At 48.2% G+C, this 17,413-nt stretch carries 19 protein-coding genes; 4 read left to right on the forward strand and 15 right to left on the reverse strand.

What is annotated here, in order from left to right; genetic code table 11:
- Positions 1-128 precede the first annotated feature (128 nt).
- From OP864_RS05550 to OP864_RS05565, 4 genes are read left to right on the forward strand one after another with little or no spacing between them, the layout of a single operon-like run.
- Positions 129-755, forward strand: a complete 627-nt coding sequence (locus OP864_RS05550; RefSeq protein WP_270100281.1) for a thiamine phosphate synthase — start codon at positions 129-131, stop codon at positions 753-755.
- Positions 734-1,495, forward strand: coding sequence for a hydroxymethylpyrimidine/phosphomethylpyrimidine kinase (locus tag OP864_RS05555; protein WP_270100282.1), 762 nt, complete (start codon positions 734-736; stop codon positions 1,493-1,495). Before OP864_RS05550 ends, OP864_RS05555 begins: the two co-directional genes overlap by 22 nt.
- Complete coding sequence (locus tag OP864_RS05560; protein WP_270100283.1) at positions 1,488-2,144, forward strand: thiamine phosphate synthase; 657 nt, start codon at positions 1,488-1,490, stop codon at positions 2,142-2,144. The genes OP864_RS05555 and OP864_RS05560 overlap by 8 nt, the downstream gene beginning before the upstream one ends.
- An 8-nt stretch (positions 2,145-2,152) precedes the next feature.
- A complete protein-coding gene (locus tag OP864_RS05565) occupies positions 2,153-2,923 on the forward strand; it encodes a thiazole synthase (protein WP_270100284.1) in 771 nt (256 codons plus the stop codon).
- 1,013 nt (positions 2,924-3,936) lie between these two features.
- Here the strand turns inward: OP864_RS05565 and OP864_RS05570 are convergent.
- From OP864_RS05570 to OP864_RS05640, 15 genes are all read right to left on the reverse strand, one after another.
- Positions 3,937-5,952 carry a peptide MFS transporter gene (locus tag OP864_RS05570; RefSeq protein ID WP_270100285.1) on the reverse strand — a complete coding sequence of 672 codons (2,016 nt, stop codon included), beginning with the start codon at positions 5,950-5,952 and terminating at the stop codon, positions 3,937-3,939.
- 272 nt (positions 5,953-6,224) lie between these two features.
- Positions 6,225-6,929: an aromatic aminobenezylarsenical efflux permease ArsG family transporter gene (locus tag OP864_RS05575; RefSeq protein ID WP_270100286.1), complete on the reverse strand. Its 705-nt coding sequence runs from the start codon at positions 6,927-6,929 to the stop codon at positions 6,225-6,227.
- Positions 6,930-7,418 (reverse strand): nitrophenyl compound nitroreductase subunit ArsF family protein, encoded by a 489-nt coding sequence (locus OP864_RS05580; protein ID WP_270100287.1) that lies wholly within the window; start codon positions 7,416-7,418, stop codon positions 6,930-6,932.
- 150 nt (positions 7,419-7,568) lie between these two features.
- Positions 7,569-8,546, reverse strand: a complete 978-nt coding sequence (locus OP864_RS05585; RefSeq protein ID WP_270100289.1) for a permease — start codon at positions 8,544-8,546, stop codon at positions 7,569-7,571.
- Position 8,547: 1 nt separating this feature from the next.
- Positions 8,548-8,784, reverse strand: a complete 237-nt coding sequence (locus tag OP864_RS05590; protein WP_270100290.1) for a thioredoxin family protein — start codon at positions 8,782-8,784, stop codon at positions 8,548-8,550.
- A gap of 65 nt (positions 8,785-8,849) precedes the next feature.
- Entirely contained in the window at positions 8,850-9,878 is a 1,029-nt protein-coding gene (gene arsB, locus OP864_RS05595; protein ID WP_270100291.1) for an ACR3 family arsenite efflux transporter, read from the reverse strand.
- 1 nt (position 9,879) lies between these two features.
- Positions 9,880-10,452 (reverse strand): low molecular weight phosphatase family protein, encoded by a 573-nt coding sequence (locus OP864_RS05600; protein WP_270100292.1) that lies wholly within the window; start codon positions 10,450-10,452, stop codon positions 9,880-9,882.
- An 11-nt stretch (positions 10,453-10,463) separates the two neighbouring features.
- Complete coding sequence (locus OP864_RS05605; protein ID WP_270100293.1) at positions 10,464-10,916, reverse strand: DUF6428 family protein; 453 nt, start codon at positions 10,914-10,916, stop codon at positions 10,464-10,466.
- 92 nt (positions 10,917-11,008) lie between these two features.
- Positions 11,009-11,347 (reverse strand): ArsR/SmtB family transcription factor, encoded by a 339-nt coding sequence (locus OP864_RS05610; protein ID WP_270100294.1) that lies wholly within the window; start codon positions 11,345-11,347, stop codon positions 11,009-11,011.
- Positions 11,348-11,350: 3 nt separating this feature from the next.
- Positions 11,351-11,902, reverse strand: coding sequence for a hypothetical protein (locus OP864_RS05615; RefSeq protein ID WP_270100295.1), 552 nt, complete (start codon positions 11,900-11,902; stop codon positions 11,351-11,353).
- A gap of 539 nt (positions 11,903-12,441) precedes the next feature.
- Positions 12,442-12,945 (reverse strand): tetratricopeptide repeat protein, encoded by a 504-nt coding sequence (locus OP864_RS05620; RefSeq protein WP_270100296.1) that lies wholly within the window; start codon positions 12,943-12,945, stop codon positions 12,442-12,444.
- Between the two features lie 3 nt (positions 12,946-12,948).
- The gene (locus OP864_RS05625; RefSeq protein WP_270100297.1) at positions 12,949-13,371 is read right to left on the reverse strand and encodes a rhodanese-like domain-containing protein; all 423 of its coding nucleotides are present in this window, start codon (positions 13,369-13,371) and stop codon (positions 12,949-12,951) included.
- Between the two features lie 120 nt (positions 13,372-13,491).
- The gene (locus OP864_RS05630; RefSeq protein ID WP_270100298.1) at positions 13,492-13,803 is read right to left on the reverse strand and encodes a rhodanese-like domain-containing protein; all 312 of its coding nucleotides are present in this window, start codon (positions 13,801-13,803) and stop codon (positions 13,492-13,494) included.
- 102 nt (positions 13,804-13,905) lie between these two features.
- On the reverse strand, positions 13,906-14,754 hold the full coding sequence (locus OP864_RS05635) for a TerC family protein (RefSeq protein ID WP_270100299.1): 849 nt from the start codon (positions 14,752-14,754) through the stop codon (positions 13,906-13,908).
- A gap of 3 nt (positions 14,755-14,757) precedes the next feature.
- Positions 14,758-16,395, reverse strand: a complete 1,638-nt coding sequence (locus tag OP864_RS05640; protein ID WP_270100300.1) for a mechanosensitive ion channel family protein — start codon at positions 16,393-16,395, stop codon at positions 14,758-14,760.
- Positions 16,396-17,413 lie beyond the last annotated feature (1,018 nt).

Here is a 17,413-nt window from a genome sequence, read left to right on the forward strand (position 1 = left end):
CCGCAGGGCCGAGCAGACTTGCGAGCTGCCGAACAGCCCGACCCAGCCGAAGGCTGGGGCAGCCCCAAATTATTCATCTAATTGTTAAAGGCCTCTACATGGGGCCTTTGGCTTTTGAAATAGCAAAAATGAAGATCAGATTATTGACACATCCCGAGCTCTTGACGGATGAAATACAACTTATCAATGCCCTTTTTGCCGAGGGCTTGGCCTGCCTCAATTTGCGTAAACCCAATTTTACGGCCCAGCAATATGAGGACTTTCTGGCCCAGATTGATGCCCAATATCACCCCAAAATTATTTTGCACGACCACTATAAACTCTGCGATAAGTATAAAGTGCAGGGGATTCATTTGGGCGAGGCCCACCGCCGCAGCTATAGCCCCGAAGCCCTCTTGGCGCTCCGCCAAAAGCTCCAAAAAGCAGGCTTGGCCCTAGGCTCCTCGGTGCATGAACGCGCTACTTTAGACGAATTGGCCCCCAATCATTTCGATTATATTTTTGTGAGTCCCGTCTTTAGCTCTATCTCTAAGCAAGGTTATGGCCCCAAAGAAGATTGGACGATTAGCGGCTACAAGGCGCAATATGATTTTAGCCTTGTAGGCTTAGGCGGCATTGATTTGGACAGCCTGGGCGCCGCTGCCGAAAAAGGCTTTGAAGAAGTAGGTGCCCTAGGCTCTGTTTGGCTCAAAGGCGAGGCCGCCCCCGCCTATTTTGCTAAAATGCTCGCAGCATGTCAGGCCCTTTTGTCTTAAGTATTGCGGGTTTTGATCCCTCTGCGGGGGCGGGCCTTTTGGCCGATATCAAAACCTTTGAACAGCTGGGCGTCTATGGCCTCTCGATTTGTAGCGCCCAAAGCATACAACGGCCCGGCTGCTTTGCCGATTTGCGCTGGACCGATGCCGATTGGGTGGAGCGACAACTGGCCTTTTTGCTGCAAAGCTATACGCCCAAGGCCGTAAAAATCGGCATTATTGGAGATTTGGCCCTTTTGGGTCGCCTTTTGGACCAACTAGCGGCCTTGGCCGCTCCGCCTCTAGTGGTTTGGGACCCCGTGCTTAGCGCCTCTGCGGGTTTTGACTTTCAGCAGGCCGATGCTTTTGAGGACCTCAAAGCACTGATTGAGCGAGTGGATGTTTTTATGCCCAATCGCCAAGAGCTAGAGCGCCTTTGGCCCAAGCAATCGCCCTTGGCCGTGGCCCAAACGATTAGCCAGCAAACGGCTTTATTGCTCAAAGGGGGACATGATCCCCAACTTAAGGGATTGGACCAACTCTTTTTGGCGGGCGAGCTAGCCGCTCAATGGCCCCCAAAAATGATTGCGCCCTATGATAAGCATGGAACAGGTTGCGTGCTTTCCTCTGCCCTAACCGCCTTTTTGGCCCTAGGGCAGCCCCTAACCACAGCCTTTGGAAAAGCCAAAGACTACAACCTTCAATTTATGAACAGCCAGCCCTCTCTGCTCGGTTGGCACAGGAGCTATCAAGATGAGTAAAAAAGAAATTGCCGCCTTACAATATGTGAGTAGCGGGCAGCGAATACAAGAACATCTGGACCAAATTGCAGATTTTTTGGCCGCAGGTGGCCGCTGGGTTCAACTTCGCCTCAAAGAAGTGAGTACCGCCGATTATTTGGCTGCTGGAAAAACCGCCCGCGCCCTTTGCGATCAGCATCAGGCCCAACTCATTATTAATGACCAAATTGAGGTGGCCCAAGCTGTTGCCGCCGATGGCCTGCACCTAGGCCGTAGCGATATGCCCTTGGAGGAAGCTAGAGCCATACTGGGCCCAGATTTTATTTTGGGCGGCACCGCCAATAGCTGGGAAGATATTCGGGAAGTTTATTTGGCTGGAGCCGATTATATTGGGCTGGGCCCCTTCCGATTTACGCCCACCAAAAAGAAATTAAGCCCTATTTTGGGCATGAAAGGCTATCGCGAACGGCTGCAACAACTAGAGCGCAAAGGCTGGGAGATTCCCGTTGTCGGCATTGGCGGCATTAAACTAGCCGATATAGAAGGCTTATTGCGGACCGGCCTGCATGGGGTGGCCCTTTCTGGCCTAATTAACCAAACGACAGACAAAAAGACCCTAATCAAAACAATTTATCAACTTTTGGAAATGGCCCCTAGCGGGTATAAATGAAGATAGGCATGGATACATTAAAAATTGCCGATAAGGAATTTAACTCAAGATTATTTACGGGCACAGGCAAGTTTGCCTCTTCTGCCCTGATGCGGGAGGCCCTTTTGGCTTCTGGTTCGGAGCTGGTCACGGTGGCCCTCAAACGGATGAATGTGGAGAAATCGGAGGACCCTATTGTGGACCAACTTGATGCGCCGCACATCCATCTTTTGCCGAATACCTCTGGCGCACGCACGGCCGAGGAGGCCGTTTTTGCGGCCCAATTGGCTAGAGAGGCCCTAGGGACCAACTGGTTGAAACTCGAAATTCACCCCGATCCCAAATACTTGATGCCCGATCCCATCGAGACCCTCAAAGCCGCCGAAAAGCTCGTCAAATTGGGCTTTGTAGTCCTGCCCTACATCCATGCTGACCCTGTGCTTTGCAAGCGCTTGGAAGAGGTGGGCGTGGCTGCCGTCATGCCTTTGGGCTCGCCCATTGGGAGCAATAAAGGCCTGAAAACCCTTGATTTTCTAGAGATTATCATTGAGCAAAGCCAGCTGCCTGTGGTGGTAGATGCGGGCATCGGTAGCCCTTCTGATGCGGCCAAAGCCCTAGAAATGGGGGCCGATGCGGTCTTGGTCAATACGGCTATTGCGGCCGCTCAGGACCCGGTAGAAATGGCCAAAGCCTTTAAATTGGGCGTTATGGCGGGGCGCATGGCCTTTGAGGCCCGCCTAGCCGAGCAGCGCATGGGGGCCGAGGCCAGCAGTCCCTTGACCTCCTTCCTTGGCGATTAAGCGCCCATCAACAACATTTAGCAAGCCCTACTATTCTTGGATAGTGGGGCTTTTCTTATTGATTTTTTGGGGCCTGCCGCCTTTGGCGGCCGGGCCCTTTCAGGGCTCGCAGGTCTGCTCGGCCCTTCAGCCCTTCGGGCTTCGGTCTGGCCTGACGGCCACCCTTTCAGGCCCCTAGGCCGTTTGCGGCGGCTTCGCCGCCTGCTAGCTCCTATATGATATGGATACCTCTGGGTTAAAACCCACAGCAACCAAAGCGGCTATACTAGGCGCAATAAAAATGAGCCGATGGTTAAAACCATCGGCCCATAACGAATGCTAATACAAGCAGAGACTGTTTAAAATTTTGTGTCTGCCCTTTCCTGCACCTAGGGACAAGCCCTAGCCAGCTAAAGACCAAAATTTTATTCTAATACACAAAATTCTGAACAGTCTCCCAACCGAACTAGTTTACCTCCAGACCGAACTAGTTTACCTCCAGACTGAACTAGTTTACCTCCAGACCGAACTAGTTTACCTCCAGACCGAACTTTTGCCCTGTTTGATTTTGTTACATTATTTTCATTTTTAACAACTCCTTAACAATTGGAAACCAAAATCCTGTTTCTGCAGCCTAAAGGCCGCAGCCAATCTTGTTGGGCCATCATTTTGTTCGCCGCAGCGGCTTAAAAGCCCCTGCTTCATTGGAGATAGGCGAAAGCATTCAGTTTTCAGGTCTTGCGGCTTTTAAGCTGCAAGCCATGGGACCGCTAAAAGCTTGCTAATTGGGACCTAATCTGGCTGCGGGTTTCAACCCGCAGGTCTATATATCCATCCTACAGGCCCGAAGGGCCGCAGGCCTAGCGATGTGCAGCAGTGAGGCGCAGCCGCAGACCAAGGCCGTCAGGCCGCAGGGCCGAGCGAATAGCGAGCTGCGGAACGTAGCGCCTGCAGCTTTGCTGCAGGAGGCCCCTAAAAAACAAAAAGGCCCAAAACCGAAGTTCAGGGCCTTTTAGGAGAAAATTGATTAGGAATTAGTTGATCCCGTGCATCCAGCGTTTCACCACTCCAGAGAGGAGGATGAGGAATACGCCGCCACCAATGGCAACAAAACCAAGAATCATAAATACGTTGATACAGATCACTAGCGTATCCTCGGCCACAGTTTTGGATACAGCGGCATTGGGGCTAGCGGCCATCATCTCTTCGATTTGATCTTTGGGGAACTGCTTAGGCTCTTTTGTTTTGAGGCTAGCATCGGTAGAGAGGAAGCTAATTTTTGCTTTTTTGATGAGGCCTTCTTTATAGAGGCCTTCTTCCTGTTTGGCGGCCTCTTCCATAATGGCTTTATCGGCCACAGTAACGGCATGGTACTTATCGCCATTTTTGTTGAGTTCTGCGAGGAAGAAATCGCTAAGAACGAACTCCTGTACAGAATGTGTTTTCAGGGCATCTTCGGCGGTAAAGCCAAGCTCCTTCATTTTGGTGGTATCTTCAGAGCTACCTACATACATTTTGTAGACCTCTTTATTGGCCAGCATGGCGGTTTTGATATCTTCATTTTCCATGCTATTGTTGAAGCGGTCGAGGCGTTCGGTTTCCACCATCAGCTCAGACATATCTACATTGGTCATTTGGGCAATTTTGGCTCCAGCCAAATGCGCAAAAGAAGTAGACATCAGCCAGAAGCCCATGATAAAGCCCACCACTTTGGCGGGAGAAAGCTTAGTGACTAGCGAGAGGCCCACGGGAGAGAGGGCCAATTCGCCCAAAGTGTGGAGAAGGTACAAAAGGGCCATAAATATAGCGGGGATCATCCCTGCAGTGGCCATTCCTTCTCCGAGTTTGAGGACCAAGAAACCGGCACCCAAAAGAACAAGGGCAATACCGAACTTCACGGGAGCGGCGGGTTCCTTTTTAGCCTTGGCCAACTGAATCCACATAAAGGAGAAAACAGGGGCAAACATCATGATATAAAGCGGGTTGAGCGACTGGAACATGGTGGTCGTCAGGAAGCTCGTTTTGGCCACATTATTATCGGTAAATACGGTAAGCGCACTACCCGCTAGCTCGAAGAAGGTCCAGAAAATAATGGTAAAGAAGAAGAGTGTAAGGACCACCCAGAGGCGTTCTCTTTGGACCTTATCGTAGCTCAAAGAAGTAAAGATCAGGTAGCCGATCATACCGCATCCCATGAGCAAAACAATAACATCGAGTAGGCCATGGCTTTGGAGGAGGAACCAAACGAGAGGCACCACCAGCAAACTAACAATATAAATCGCCCAATTGACAGGAAGGCCTAGCAATTTTGGAGAGCTTGCATTTTCCTCTAGGGTATAAGAGGGCACCTCTTCATCGCCCACTTCATCTTCAATGGCTTCATGAGGGGCATACCCCTTATCTTCTAGTACTCCAGAGCGCTGGGCCATCCAGAAAATGATCAGGCCCAAAAGCATTCCTACACCAGCTAGAGAGAAGCCCCAGTGCCAACCTTCGATCTCTCCGACCACCCCACAGGTAAGGCCAGAAAGGAAAGCACCGATATTGATTCCCATATAAAAGAGCGTAAAGGCACCATCTCGGCGGGGGTCCGTTCTAGAATAGAACTTACCGATCATACTCGAGATATTCGGTTTAAAGAAGCCATTACCGAGAATCAGCATAGCGAGGGCGGTGAGGAAAATATATTCATGTTCAAAAGCCATGAGGAAGTGGCCAATCATTATCAGGATGACTCCCCACATAATGGCTTTTCGGTAGCCCATAAAGCGCTCGGCTAATAATCCCCCGATAAGTGGAGTAGCGTACACCATAGAGCCATAGGCTCCATAAACGCTATAGGCTTGGTCATAATCATATTCGAGCATACCTTTGGTCATATAGAGGACCAAGAGGGCACGCATACCGTAGTAAGAAAAGCGCTCCCACATTTCCACAAAGAAGAGGTAGAAAAGAGCTTTGGGGTGGGCCTTACGGTTCGTCAGAATCACAAAAGCGATCCAAGCGATGCTAGCCACCCAAGCTATCGTCATGATAGTATAAGGATGCATAGTTTAAAATAAGTAGGTTGAATAATGAAGTAGTTTGTCCCCGCAAAAAAAGGGATGTCCTTTTGGGGCTTTATAGCGACAAGAGGACATCCTGGGGGTGTTAATCTTAGATTAAGCTTGCATCAAGGTAATAAAAAGCTAGAAATTATGGAACCTCCCGATAGATTTTAAGTGAGCTAGCGCACTAAAGCGCCTTAGATCATGGGCCAATAAGAAAAAACCTTGCGCCAACTTCTGGGCGCAAGATTTTTTGTTTGGCGCTTTGCTTGGGATTAAGCGAAAAAGAAAATATAGATAAAATAGAGTCCAGCCGCCAAAAAGAGCAAGCCCGTCAGTTTGCGGACATAGCGTTCTAGGGTTTGGATCTGCTTAAAATAGCGACTCATCTTATGGGCCGAAAAGGCCAGTAGGTAAGCAAAAAAGAGGACGGGCAGGGCGGTTCCGATAGAAAAGAGGAGGCCCATCAGCCAGGCTTGGGTTCCTTCTTGTAAGGCTAGGGGAACCAAGGCACCAAAGAAAAGGGCACCACTATAGGGACAAAAAGCCAGCGCGAAGAGAATGCCCAAGCCAAAGGCCCCACTATAGCCCTTAAAACCCAGTTTTTGTCCCCATTGGCCCAGGCCTGCTTGGCCCAATTTGGGCAGGGGGATCCAGCCCAGCATAAACAAGCCCAGCAAGAGTAAAACGGGGCCTAAAAAGCGTTCGCCCTTAGTTTGTAAGAAAAGCGCAAGCTCAAATTGGCTGGCGCCAAAGCCCAAAACCAATAAAATCAGCAAATAGACCAAGCTTCGGCCCAAGGTATAGGCCAAACCAGCCCAAAGCGTAGCTTTTGGTCCCTCTATAGATTTGGCAATATAAGCCGTGGCCGTAATATTGGTCGTCAGTGGGCAGGGACTAATAGCGGTCAGTAGGCCCAAGGCAAAAGCGGCCAAGGCGGGTAATTCCTTAGTGTGGGCCAGGGTATCTAGAAAATCCATCTATTGAGCTAACTGATTAAGTGCATTTTCAATTTCGAGCTTGAGCTCATCCTCAAAATGGCTATCGTCTTTAGTGGCGCTACTAAAAGCAAAATCGGTAAGGTCCAGAATATGCTCGGTAGTAGGCGTAACGGTTTGCAAATAAAGGCCAGTGCCAGAAGCCTCAAACTTCTTGGCCAACTCATAATTATCGGCCTCTTCTACACTCATAAATTGATAGACCAGCTTATGCTCTTGGAGTTCTTGGGCAAAATGTTCGGCCAAGACCTTTTTGGTCCTTGCCTCGATTGTATTACAAGTTTTGCAGCGACGCTTAGTATAAGTTTCTAAGAGAAAAAGATGATAAGGAGGACGTTCGGCCTCTTCAACAGTGGGTGGAATAGCCGCTTGTACGGTTTGGGGAATTTCTGCGGGGGGCGTAGCCTCTCCACAGGCAGAAGCGAAAAGAACGATCAAAAAGAAGGGAATAGAGAGCGAAAGTAATTTCATAACGAGCAGTTTTCTTAGCGGCCTAGCGCTGCGGAGGGGGGGCGCGAAGCGCCAGACCAAGGCGGCTTGCCGCCGCAGGGCCGAGCAGACCTGCGAGCCCCGCAGCATAGCGCCGCAAGGCGAAGCCGCAGTGGAGGCCCCAAAAGATGATTAAATTAAATAAGGGGCTACTGCATTAAATAGGAAGCCCAATAAAATAATGAGTAGGGCGACTAGGCTAAAAAAGAGGACAATGAGTCGCCATTGCATGACCTTTTTAAGCAACATGGCCTCGGGAAAAGACAGGCCAATAGTGGCCATCATAAAGGCCATAGCCGTGCCCAAGGGAATACCTTTTTGGATGAGTACCTCGAGTAAAGGCAAGATACCCGCAGCATTGTTGTAGAGTGGAATAGCGAGGACCGTAGCTAGAGGCACCGACCAAAAGCTGTTTTTGGGCAAATAGTTTTCGAGAAAACCCTCTGGTGTATAACCATGTAAAAAGGCGCCTAGGGCAATACCGACCAAAATATAGGGCAGCAACTTTTTGAGCGTGCCCAGAGCCTCTTGCCAAATAGCCAAAAAATTGGGTTTCCCAGCCTTAAACTGCTGTTGTTGAACCGCCTGAGTTTTGGCCAAAGCCTCTTGTAGCCAGGGGCTCAGCCAGCTATCTAGGCGAAACAAAGCAATGCTCCAACCCGCCAAAATGGCCAGCGTCATAGCGGCAAAAAGGTAGAAGAGCGTAAACTTCCAGCCCCAGGCCGCCAGAAAATAGGCCAAGGCAATTTCATTGACCAAAGGCGAGACAATCAGAAAAGTGAAGGTCAGGCCCAAGGGCAGGCCGCCACGCAAAAAGCCAATAAAAAGCGGGACCGAAGAGCAAGAGCAAAAAGGCGTAATGGCCCCTAAGAAAGCGGCAAAAACATAATCGAGGCCAAAAAGCTTATTCTTACTCAAAAAGCTACGGATGCGGGCCGTGGGCAAATAATGATTGACCAAGCCCATCAGTTGCGTAATGAGCAAAAGCAGAATAATAATCTTGACGCTATCGTAGAGAAAAAAGTGTAGGGCCGCCCCAAATGGCGAATCGACCGAAAGGCCAATTAGACGAACAAAATAGGCCGCCCCATCTTCCAAAAACTGGAACATCCTAGTTGGCGTTTAGCAGTTTGGCCAGCTCCTGCTTAGAAGGAAGGCCCACAAAAGAAGGCTTTTCATCAATGACCAAGGCAGGAGTGCCCATGACATCATAAGCCATAATATCCATGATGTCCTCTACCTTTTCTAGCTCAAAATCAAACTGATGCTTAGCTTTGTAGTCCGCAATCAGTTGGTAGAGTTGCTTGCATTTGGCACAGCCCGTGCCCAAAACTTTAACAGATTTCATTGTATTGTATTTTTACGATTTAATGTGATGATATAGCTTTTGAGCAGCTTATCAAGTGATGTATATTACAGATGGCCATAATATTTTCCTTTGAGGTAGAAAGCCAAGCGGACCAATAAAATAAGGGCGGGAACCTCAATCAATGGGCCCACAACAGCCACAAAAGCGGCAATAGAATCTAGGCCAAAAAGGGCAATAGCCACCACAATAGCTAGCTCAAAGTTGTTGCCTGCTGCCGTGAAGGAGACAGCCACATTCTGATCATAAGGGACCTTTTGCCAGCGGCTAATGAAGAAGCCCAATAAAAACATCAGAACAAAATAGAGGCTGAGCGGAAGAGCCAAATGCAAAACCTGCAAGGGCAATTCAATAATGATATCTGCCTTGAGCGAAAACATCAAGACAATAGTAAATAAGAGGAAGAGCAGCGTTAGCGGGCCTATCTTGGGCAAAAACTTTTGCTCATAATTGGTTTTGCCCCAATATTTTTGCCCTAAAAAGCGGCTTAATCCACCTAGCGCAAGGGGAATTCCTAAATATATGCCCACCGTTTTGAGCAAATAATGAAATGGAATTTCTGGAATCTCATCTAGCTCAATGCCTAGCCAAGCTGGCAAATAGTTAATAAAAAATAGCGCATAGGCCCCATAAGCCAAAAGTTGAAACAGGCTATTGAGAGCCACCAAAGCGGCGGCATATTCTTTATTTCCCTTGGCCAAATCGTTCCAAACCAAGACCATAGCAATACAGCGGGCCAAGCCAATGAGAATAAGGCCCGTCATATACATAGGTTGATCGGCAAAGAACAAAACCGCAAGGCCAAACATCAGAAAGGGGCCAATTATCCAGTTGAGGACCAAAGAAAGCCCCAATACCTTTGTATTCTTCAAAAGCGCTGGCAATAGCCGATAGTCTACCTTGGCCAAGGGCGGGTACATCATTAAAATCAATCCAATAGCTAAAGGGATATTCACTTCTTGATATTCCCAACTAGCCAGAATTTCGCCCCAATTGGGAATAAATTTCCCCAACAGTAGCCCTAGTAACATGGCCATAAAAATCCATACGGTCAGGTATTTATCTAGATATTTCATTTTAGCTGCATTTACTAAAAATATAAAAGAGGTCTCGCCCTATTTCTTCTGCTCTTTGACGATATACAAAGGCCGCTCGATCTTGGCCATCTACCTTAGAAGGATCCTCATAAGGCAATGAAAAACGCTGATAAGCCTCAGGTAAATAAGGACAGTCCGCCTCTACTTCACTACAAAGCATAAATGCATAAATGGGCACTTCGCTCTGCGCATTTATAGCCCAAAGTTTACTTTCTAGGCGACTCCCCTTCCCCTCAGCCCAATATAAGTGCCCCTTAACTAGTGAAAAGCCCAACTGCTGAAGGGTAGCAGTAGTTTGAGCTGCCAAAGGACCTACCACTGTTCCCGCAGAATGAATCTGAAAATTCAACCCAAAATAATGGTTGAACAAATGCGCCCAAAATTCTGCAAATTGACTTCTTCGGCTGTTGTGGCGACACACAAAATAAAGCTGGCTACCTTTTGGCGCAGCCCTTAAGGCAGCTATAATTGAAGCAAAACGATCAGGAGGGTAATACCTAACCTCTTTATCTAATTGCTCAATTTGCTTGAGAAGTTTTGGATAAATAGGCATAGATTTTCAATTTAACAGCAGCCAGAGTTTGGTCCACAACAAGAAGATTTTTTCTCCTCCTCAAAGGAAATCCCACAAGCCTCTTTGGCCAAACAATCTGTTTGCTTAGCATTCAGAATAAGCTGCCCAGAGGCGTTTAGGTCTAGCCAATAATACTCTAAACTCTGCGGTCCCTGATACTCTACAGCCAATTCTAAATCCGCCAATTGCAGCTTTTCTTCTGCCAACTCAATGATTTTAAGCATTTTGCTAGGCGCCAAACGATGCTCTACATCATTATCCACCCAAAATTGTAGGACCAACTCCTTTTGTTCTCGGAGCTGTCCACCACAATCCATAAATCTTTTTTGAACTTCTCCCAACTCAGTCAAATGAAAATGCGCGGGAATGGGCTGCCCGTCTTGTTGCAAAACAGTAAGGTCTTCAACTTGCCCCAAATAAGTTTTTAATGCTGATAGTTTCATGATATCGTATTTTTACGATAGATTAGGTAAAAAGAAAAGGCCATTTCGGCCTAACAATCGTAAAAGTACGATAAGTAATTTAACTTTCTAGCTTAGCAGCAATTTTTATCAGAATTTAACAATTCTGGGCCTGCGATCAGTGGACCTAGGGTGTTTTGCAGCTTTTTCCAGCCTGCTTTATTGATACAATAATTACGGCGAACCCCCTCAATATTTCCTTGAATCAGGCCAGCTTCCTTCAGGGCCTTAAGGTGTTGGCTAACGGTAGCTTGGGCCAAGCCAAGCTCCTCCACCAAATCGCTAGTAATGCAAGCATTGGCAGAAATGAGGCGCTCTAGAATAGCGATTCTAGCGGGATGCGCTAATGCCTTAGCCAATTTGGCCATTTCGTTTTGCTCGCTACTAAAAAGCTCTGTTTTGCTGCTCGCCATAAGTTATTTTTTAGATTTCTTTTCCTCTTCTTCCAAGAGTTCTTCTTGTTCTCGAATGTAGGCTTCAATCAATTTATCTAGAATTTGCCGCATAGGTTTTTTCTCCTGTCGGGCAATAGTTTTAAACTGATCAATTTTCTTACTATTGAGCACCACCGTAAGCCGTCTTGTTTTCTGCTTTGCTTTTCGGCTACCGTTAGTTTCTTGTTCTTCAGGGCTTTCCGGAATAGTTCGTCGGAGTAAAAGCTCTATCCCCACGGCTTTTTCGCCATCTTTATTTTGCACAACGCCCCTTTTCACTTCGGCCACCGAGGTGCCTTCTTTCCCAAAAGAGCTCTCAATACTTTCCTTAAAAAAGCTCTCTAGGTTATCGGCAAAAGATTTTCGGCTACTTTTACGTTTTTTGCCTGTTTTCTTTTTGCTTTTCGGGCTGCTTTTCTCCTCTTTTTCTACCGTCAAAACAGAGGGATTATCTTGGGCATTATCCTCATAGAGGGTGTGCTCAAACAATGATTCAAGGTCGGTAGAAAAGGATTTTTTATTTCGCTTAGCCATGATGCGGATACAATTGGAGAGGGCAGTTAAATAGAGGTAGAGGAAGGTATTTTGGGGCTTCCCCTTCGGCCCTTTGGGCCTTCGGGTCGGGCTGTGTCGGGGCTCGCAAGTCTGCTCGGCCCTGCGCGGGCTTTGCCCGCTAGGTCTGCGGCTTTGCCGCCCCCCTATCCATCCCTAAGCCGGCGGCTTCGCCGCCTCTAGGTCCAGAGGGTATTCTTAGAGAAGAGCTTCTCGTATAGCAATATAGCAAAAAAATTCTTTTCTGCTTCTTGCTTCTCTCTGCATAAGGGCAAAAGGCGGCATTTTGTTCCTTTAGGGCCTAGTTTTAGGCGGCGCAGCCGCCTGCGAGCGCAGCGAGCCATGGCCCAGCGCTGCGGAGTGGGTGGCCGAAGGCCAGACCGAAGCGCTGCAAGCGCTGACAACAAGGCTGAAAGCCGCAGTTCGATGACCGAAGGGAATAACGGCCGAGCAGAGAGCGAGCCCCGCAGCATAGCGGCGGCCGCCCCCCTATAAAGGGCGGCCGCGGGCCCCAAAAACAGTTAGTAGAGCTCTTCTTCTTCCTCTTCTTCTGTATCTGGATTATTTATATAATCAATAGCATCTTGGGCCATTCGGCTATTGGGGTATTCGGACAATACGCGTTCGTAGGCGGCGCGGGCTTCTTCCCAGCGGTCTTCCTGAAAATAGCAGAGGGCATAGTTAATCAGGGCCATTTCCTTATAGCTCATATTAGAGATACTGAGGATAAAGAAAGAGCGGTAATCGTCTAGCCAGGCATGCTGTTTAAAATAATCGTAGCTACAGCTAAAGGCCTGTCGGGCCAGCTCATAATCTTCATTTTGCAGGGCCTTCATGCCCGAGCGATGATGATGAGGGATAATATTTTGGAGCAAAACAGAGAGGCCCAAATAGAGCAGGGCGCCCAACCAAGGCGCCATATCCCAGCCCAAGCCAAAGGCTCGGAGCAAAGCAATAAAAAGGGCAAAAACGATAAGGTGAGGCCAAATGGCCATCCACTTAATTTGTCGGAGTAAAGTGAGCATAAATTAGATTGTCCAGTCCTTGCCCTGCGCTACCTGCCAAGCGGCAAAGCCACCTCGCAAGGCATAGAGCTGCTTAAAACCATTATTGTACATCACCTCGCAGGCTTTGGCGGCCCATTGGCCCTGCTCGCAATATACAAAATAGGGCTGGTCTAGATCTAGGCCATGTAGAAATTCTACAAACTCTGGCCTTTGCTCAAAATTTACCAATACCGCATTGGGGATACTATCTCGACCCAGAGCGGCATTGCCTCTAATATCTAGCAAAATGGCATTGGGGCGCTGCTCTAAGGCCTGCAACCAATCCTCAATGTCTAGATTATAAAAAGGCGGAAGCTGCTGTTTTTGTCTTTTTCCTCGAATAAAAAACAGCCAGATAAAAATGGCAGCAACGGTCAGTACCGTAGCAAAAAAAACAGGATTCATAATAAAAGTTATTCTTCTTTTGCTCTTTAGCGCTGCATTTAGGAGGGGGAGACCCGGCAGCGGCCAGCCCAAAATGGCTGGCCGCAAAGCTGAGTCTATGGCTTAAGTAGAAAAAGTAAATTATACTTTGGCTACTTCCCAAGCCATCATACCTCCGTCCAAATTCGTGACTTTGGCATAGCCATTTTGGGCCAAAAATGCGCAGGCACTAGCTGAACGACGGCCAGAGCGGCAGTAAATGTAATAAGATTTGTTGGCGTCCAATTTAAGGACCTCCTGTTGGAAATTGTCGTCGAAGAAGTTGAGCTCAATCGCTCCCTCAATCTTACCTTCGGCAATCTCATCGGGAGTGCGTACGTCTAGTACAACAGCGTTTTCATCGGCTTCAAAGGCTGCCTTAAATTCGGCAGGACCTAGATTAGGAAAGCTCATAGTTTCTATCATTTAGCAGTTAAAAGAATGTCCACAAGATAGGGCTTTCCCGCTAACTACAATGTGACTTTGTTCCTATAACGCTTTTTTGCCCAAGAGGTTTTATTGTAGGAGGTTCCGCTCTTCGGCCTCTTGCAAGGCAGAATGCAAAATAACGGGCTCCGACTTCTTGTCCATCCGCAAAACTAACATCTGTACTAGGGTAGAAAAGGCAATGGCAAAGTACAAATAGCCCTTAGGTATTGCCTCAATATGGAAGTCTCCAATTGCCGCATGGGCCAAATGTCCACCCTCTGCAATCAACATAAAAGAAATGAGGAGCAAAAAGGATAGCGCCAGCATCTGAATCGATGGGTGCTTATTGATATAGCGACCAATTGGGCCAGCAAAGGCAATCATAATCAGTACCGAAAAGATAACCCCCAAAATCATGACCGGCAAGGCGTTCAAATCGCTCTGTGTCAGGTCTTGGGTCAGGCCAATAGCCGTTAGAATAGAGTCTACCGAAAAGACCATGTTGATAATGGTAATCTGTATAATGACATCCATCAGCTTGGCTCCCGTTCCATCGTTGTTATCGGGGTTGTGCCCCTCCAATTTATGATGAATCTCCTTAATGGTTTTGTAGAGCAAAAATACCCCTCCCAAAATTAAGACAATCGCCTGCCCATTGGGCTGTGCATGAAAACTCAAAATGTGGAGGTCTCCCCAGCTAGCCGTGAGGTACTGCAACATAATAGAGATACCAAACAAAAGAATCACCCGAAGCACCATCGCCAACAATAAGCCGATATTGCGCGCCTTGGGCTGCTCTTCCTTAGAAAGCTTGTTGGCCACAATCGAGATAAAGACAATATTATCAATCCCCAAAATAACCTCCATAAAGGTCAAGGTCAATAGGGCTGTCCAGGCCTGTGGCGAGGCAATCAGTTCCGCTAATCCTTCAAACATAATTTATTGGTCCGTTTTCATCTTGCTAATAAATTCATCCAATCGAGCTTGGGCGGCTTTCAATTCTTCCTCATAAGAAGGCACTACCGTCCCCTGCCCAGGCATCGTTTCTACATAAACAGAGGTAGATGGGAAGGCAATCTGTACCCCCAGGGCCTCTGCTAGCCGCAAGATAGCAAAAATAAGCTCTTCTTTCCAAGCTAATTCCTGCGCCCAATCATTCGTCTTGAAGTAGACCATAAAGAGCACATCCAAGGAAGAGGCCCCCATGTTATTCAAGTGAATATAGACGTTTTCTTTGTCGGTATGCGGATGCACTTCATGCAGTCTTCTCAAGCCCTGAATAAAGGTTTCTATTAGGGCTGGCGGCGTATGATAGGCCAAGCCAATTGTAGTATTAAAACGACGCATCTCCCGCTCGCCAAGGTTGTTAATGGTCTCATTCATGAGGTTGCCATTGGGCACCGAAATAACCGAGGTGTCCATGGTCTTAATTCTCGTCGACCGAAAACCAATGTCTGTGACGGTCCCCGTTACCGAGCCCACACTCACAAAGTCCCCGATCTGAAAGGGCCGATCGGCATAAATCATCATAGACCCCAAGAGGTTGCGCAGGGCTTCTTGGGCCGCCAAGGCCACGGCCAAACCACCCAGTGAAAGTCCCGCCAATAGAGCCGTTACATTCACACCACAAACACTGAGGGCATGAATAAAGGCCGCCGCAATAATCAAGGCATTGACGATCCGTATAAAGATGGGCAGCAAGTACTCATCGGTGGTGGTTTTGGTCTGGCTGGTCAACCACTCCAAATAAGATCGGAAAAAAGCCAAACTACGCATGGCCAAAACTGCCACCAAAACGGTGTTCGTTAGCTTGAGCAATAAGAGCAGATAAAAGCTCAAGCCAATGGGCAATTGCAATACGGGCACAAAGGTATAGACAATATAAAGGACCAAAAGGTAGCTCAAGACCTTGGCCATCCGAATGACTTGCTTCTCATCAAAATGCCCCTTGCCCAAACGACTGTTGGCCAAAAAGTGTATGGTCCAGCTAAATAACCTAGAGATAAAGGCATGTAGAATAAAACTTAGGGCAATCAAAATTAACATCCCCAAATATTGCCAACTGGCCAAGCCCATAAACCGCTGCTGCCCCAATTGGGGCAATAAGCCCAACAATAAATCACTCCCAAAGGGGTAAACTTGCTTGTGCAGTTGCGGAATCGCCCGCTCTGTCTCTCTCGAATAATGCCATTTACCCGATATTTTATTGCGCTCCAAGTATACTTCAGGTAGCTCTTGCGGATAGGGAATATAGACGTTTTTCTGCCCCACAGAATCCTTATACATGGGGTCTTCTGGTATCCGACTCAAAGAGACCCGCAGGCCTTTTCCATCCCAAATTTGCTTGAGCTTTAAGGCCAAATCTTGGCCCGCCTCGCCCCGCTTATAAAAGGGCCTAGCCGCCATGCTGGCATCATAATGCTCGGCCTGCAAGTAGTATAAATGGGTATAAATGGCATCATAGGGCGTCAGCAAATTGGCCGCTGGCTTCTCCGAGGGGTCCCCCTCCTGCCCCCAAGCCAATACAGGCAGCAAAAGAATAAGTACTAAATATAACCGCTTGTTGATGAAGCGCATAAGTGTTTTTGTTTTATGTTTTTTTTATTCGAGCACAAAGTTAAGTTTTCTTCAGCGCTTAGAAAAGCTTCTATTCTTAAGTTTATGTTTATGTTTTTTGGGGCCTGCCGCCTTCGGCGGCCGGGCTGTGCACTGGCTCGCAAGTCTGCTCGGCCCTGCGGGGCTTTCGCTGCGCTTCAGCCCCTGGGTCTGCGGCTGCGCCGCCCCAGTTACCATCCCTAGGCCTGCGGCCCCTTCGGGGCCTGTAGGACCCAATAAGGAAAGGTCCAAAACTTAGGTTTTGGGCCTTTTTCTGTTTTGCAGGAGTACTTTTAGCCATCGAGAGGGGTTCAGCTACCCATCGGGAGGGGTACACATACCCCTCTGGAGGACTTTAGCTAGCCATAAGGAGGATTTCACATACCCATCGAGAGGGGTACAGCTAGCCGTCGAGAGGGGTACAGCTAGCCGTCGAGAGGGGTACACTTACCCGTCTAGAGGGGTTCCTATACCCATCAGGAGGGGTACAGCTACCCATCGAGAGGGGGGCAGCTAGCCCTCCATAGGGCTACTCCTAATCATCAGGAGCATTTCTGGACCTCCGAGCGAGGACCTCTCCTAGTCCTCTATAGGGCTGCTGTACATTATCTTGAGGGCTAGCGCTAATCCTCCAGAGCAGTCTTCCTAGTTATCAGGACCATTCTTTTACCTAAAGAGGAGGACTTAGGCTAGTCATCGGCAGGACTTGTACTGCTCCAAAGGAGGACCTATAGAGGTCCTCTAGAGCAACTAGGCCTATAGTATAGAGGACTTAAGTAAGTCCAAAAGAGGAGCTACAGAAGCCCTATCAAGGACCTCCCCTAGCCCAAGCGAGGACTTACTCAAATCCTCTTGATAACCTATACAACCCCAAGAGAGGAGCTCACTAAGTCCTACCGAGGGGGTTCAGTACTCCTCGCCCTTATTTCAGCTAAAAGATGGGGGTATTTGCTATTATCGCCTAGGGGCTTGTCCCTAGGCGCAGAAAGGGGAAACACAA

This window comes from Saprospira grandis (assembly GCF_027594745.1).
GTDB lineage: Bacteria > Bacteroidota > Bacteroidia > Chitinophagales > Saprospiraceae > Saprospira > Saprospira grandis.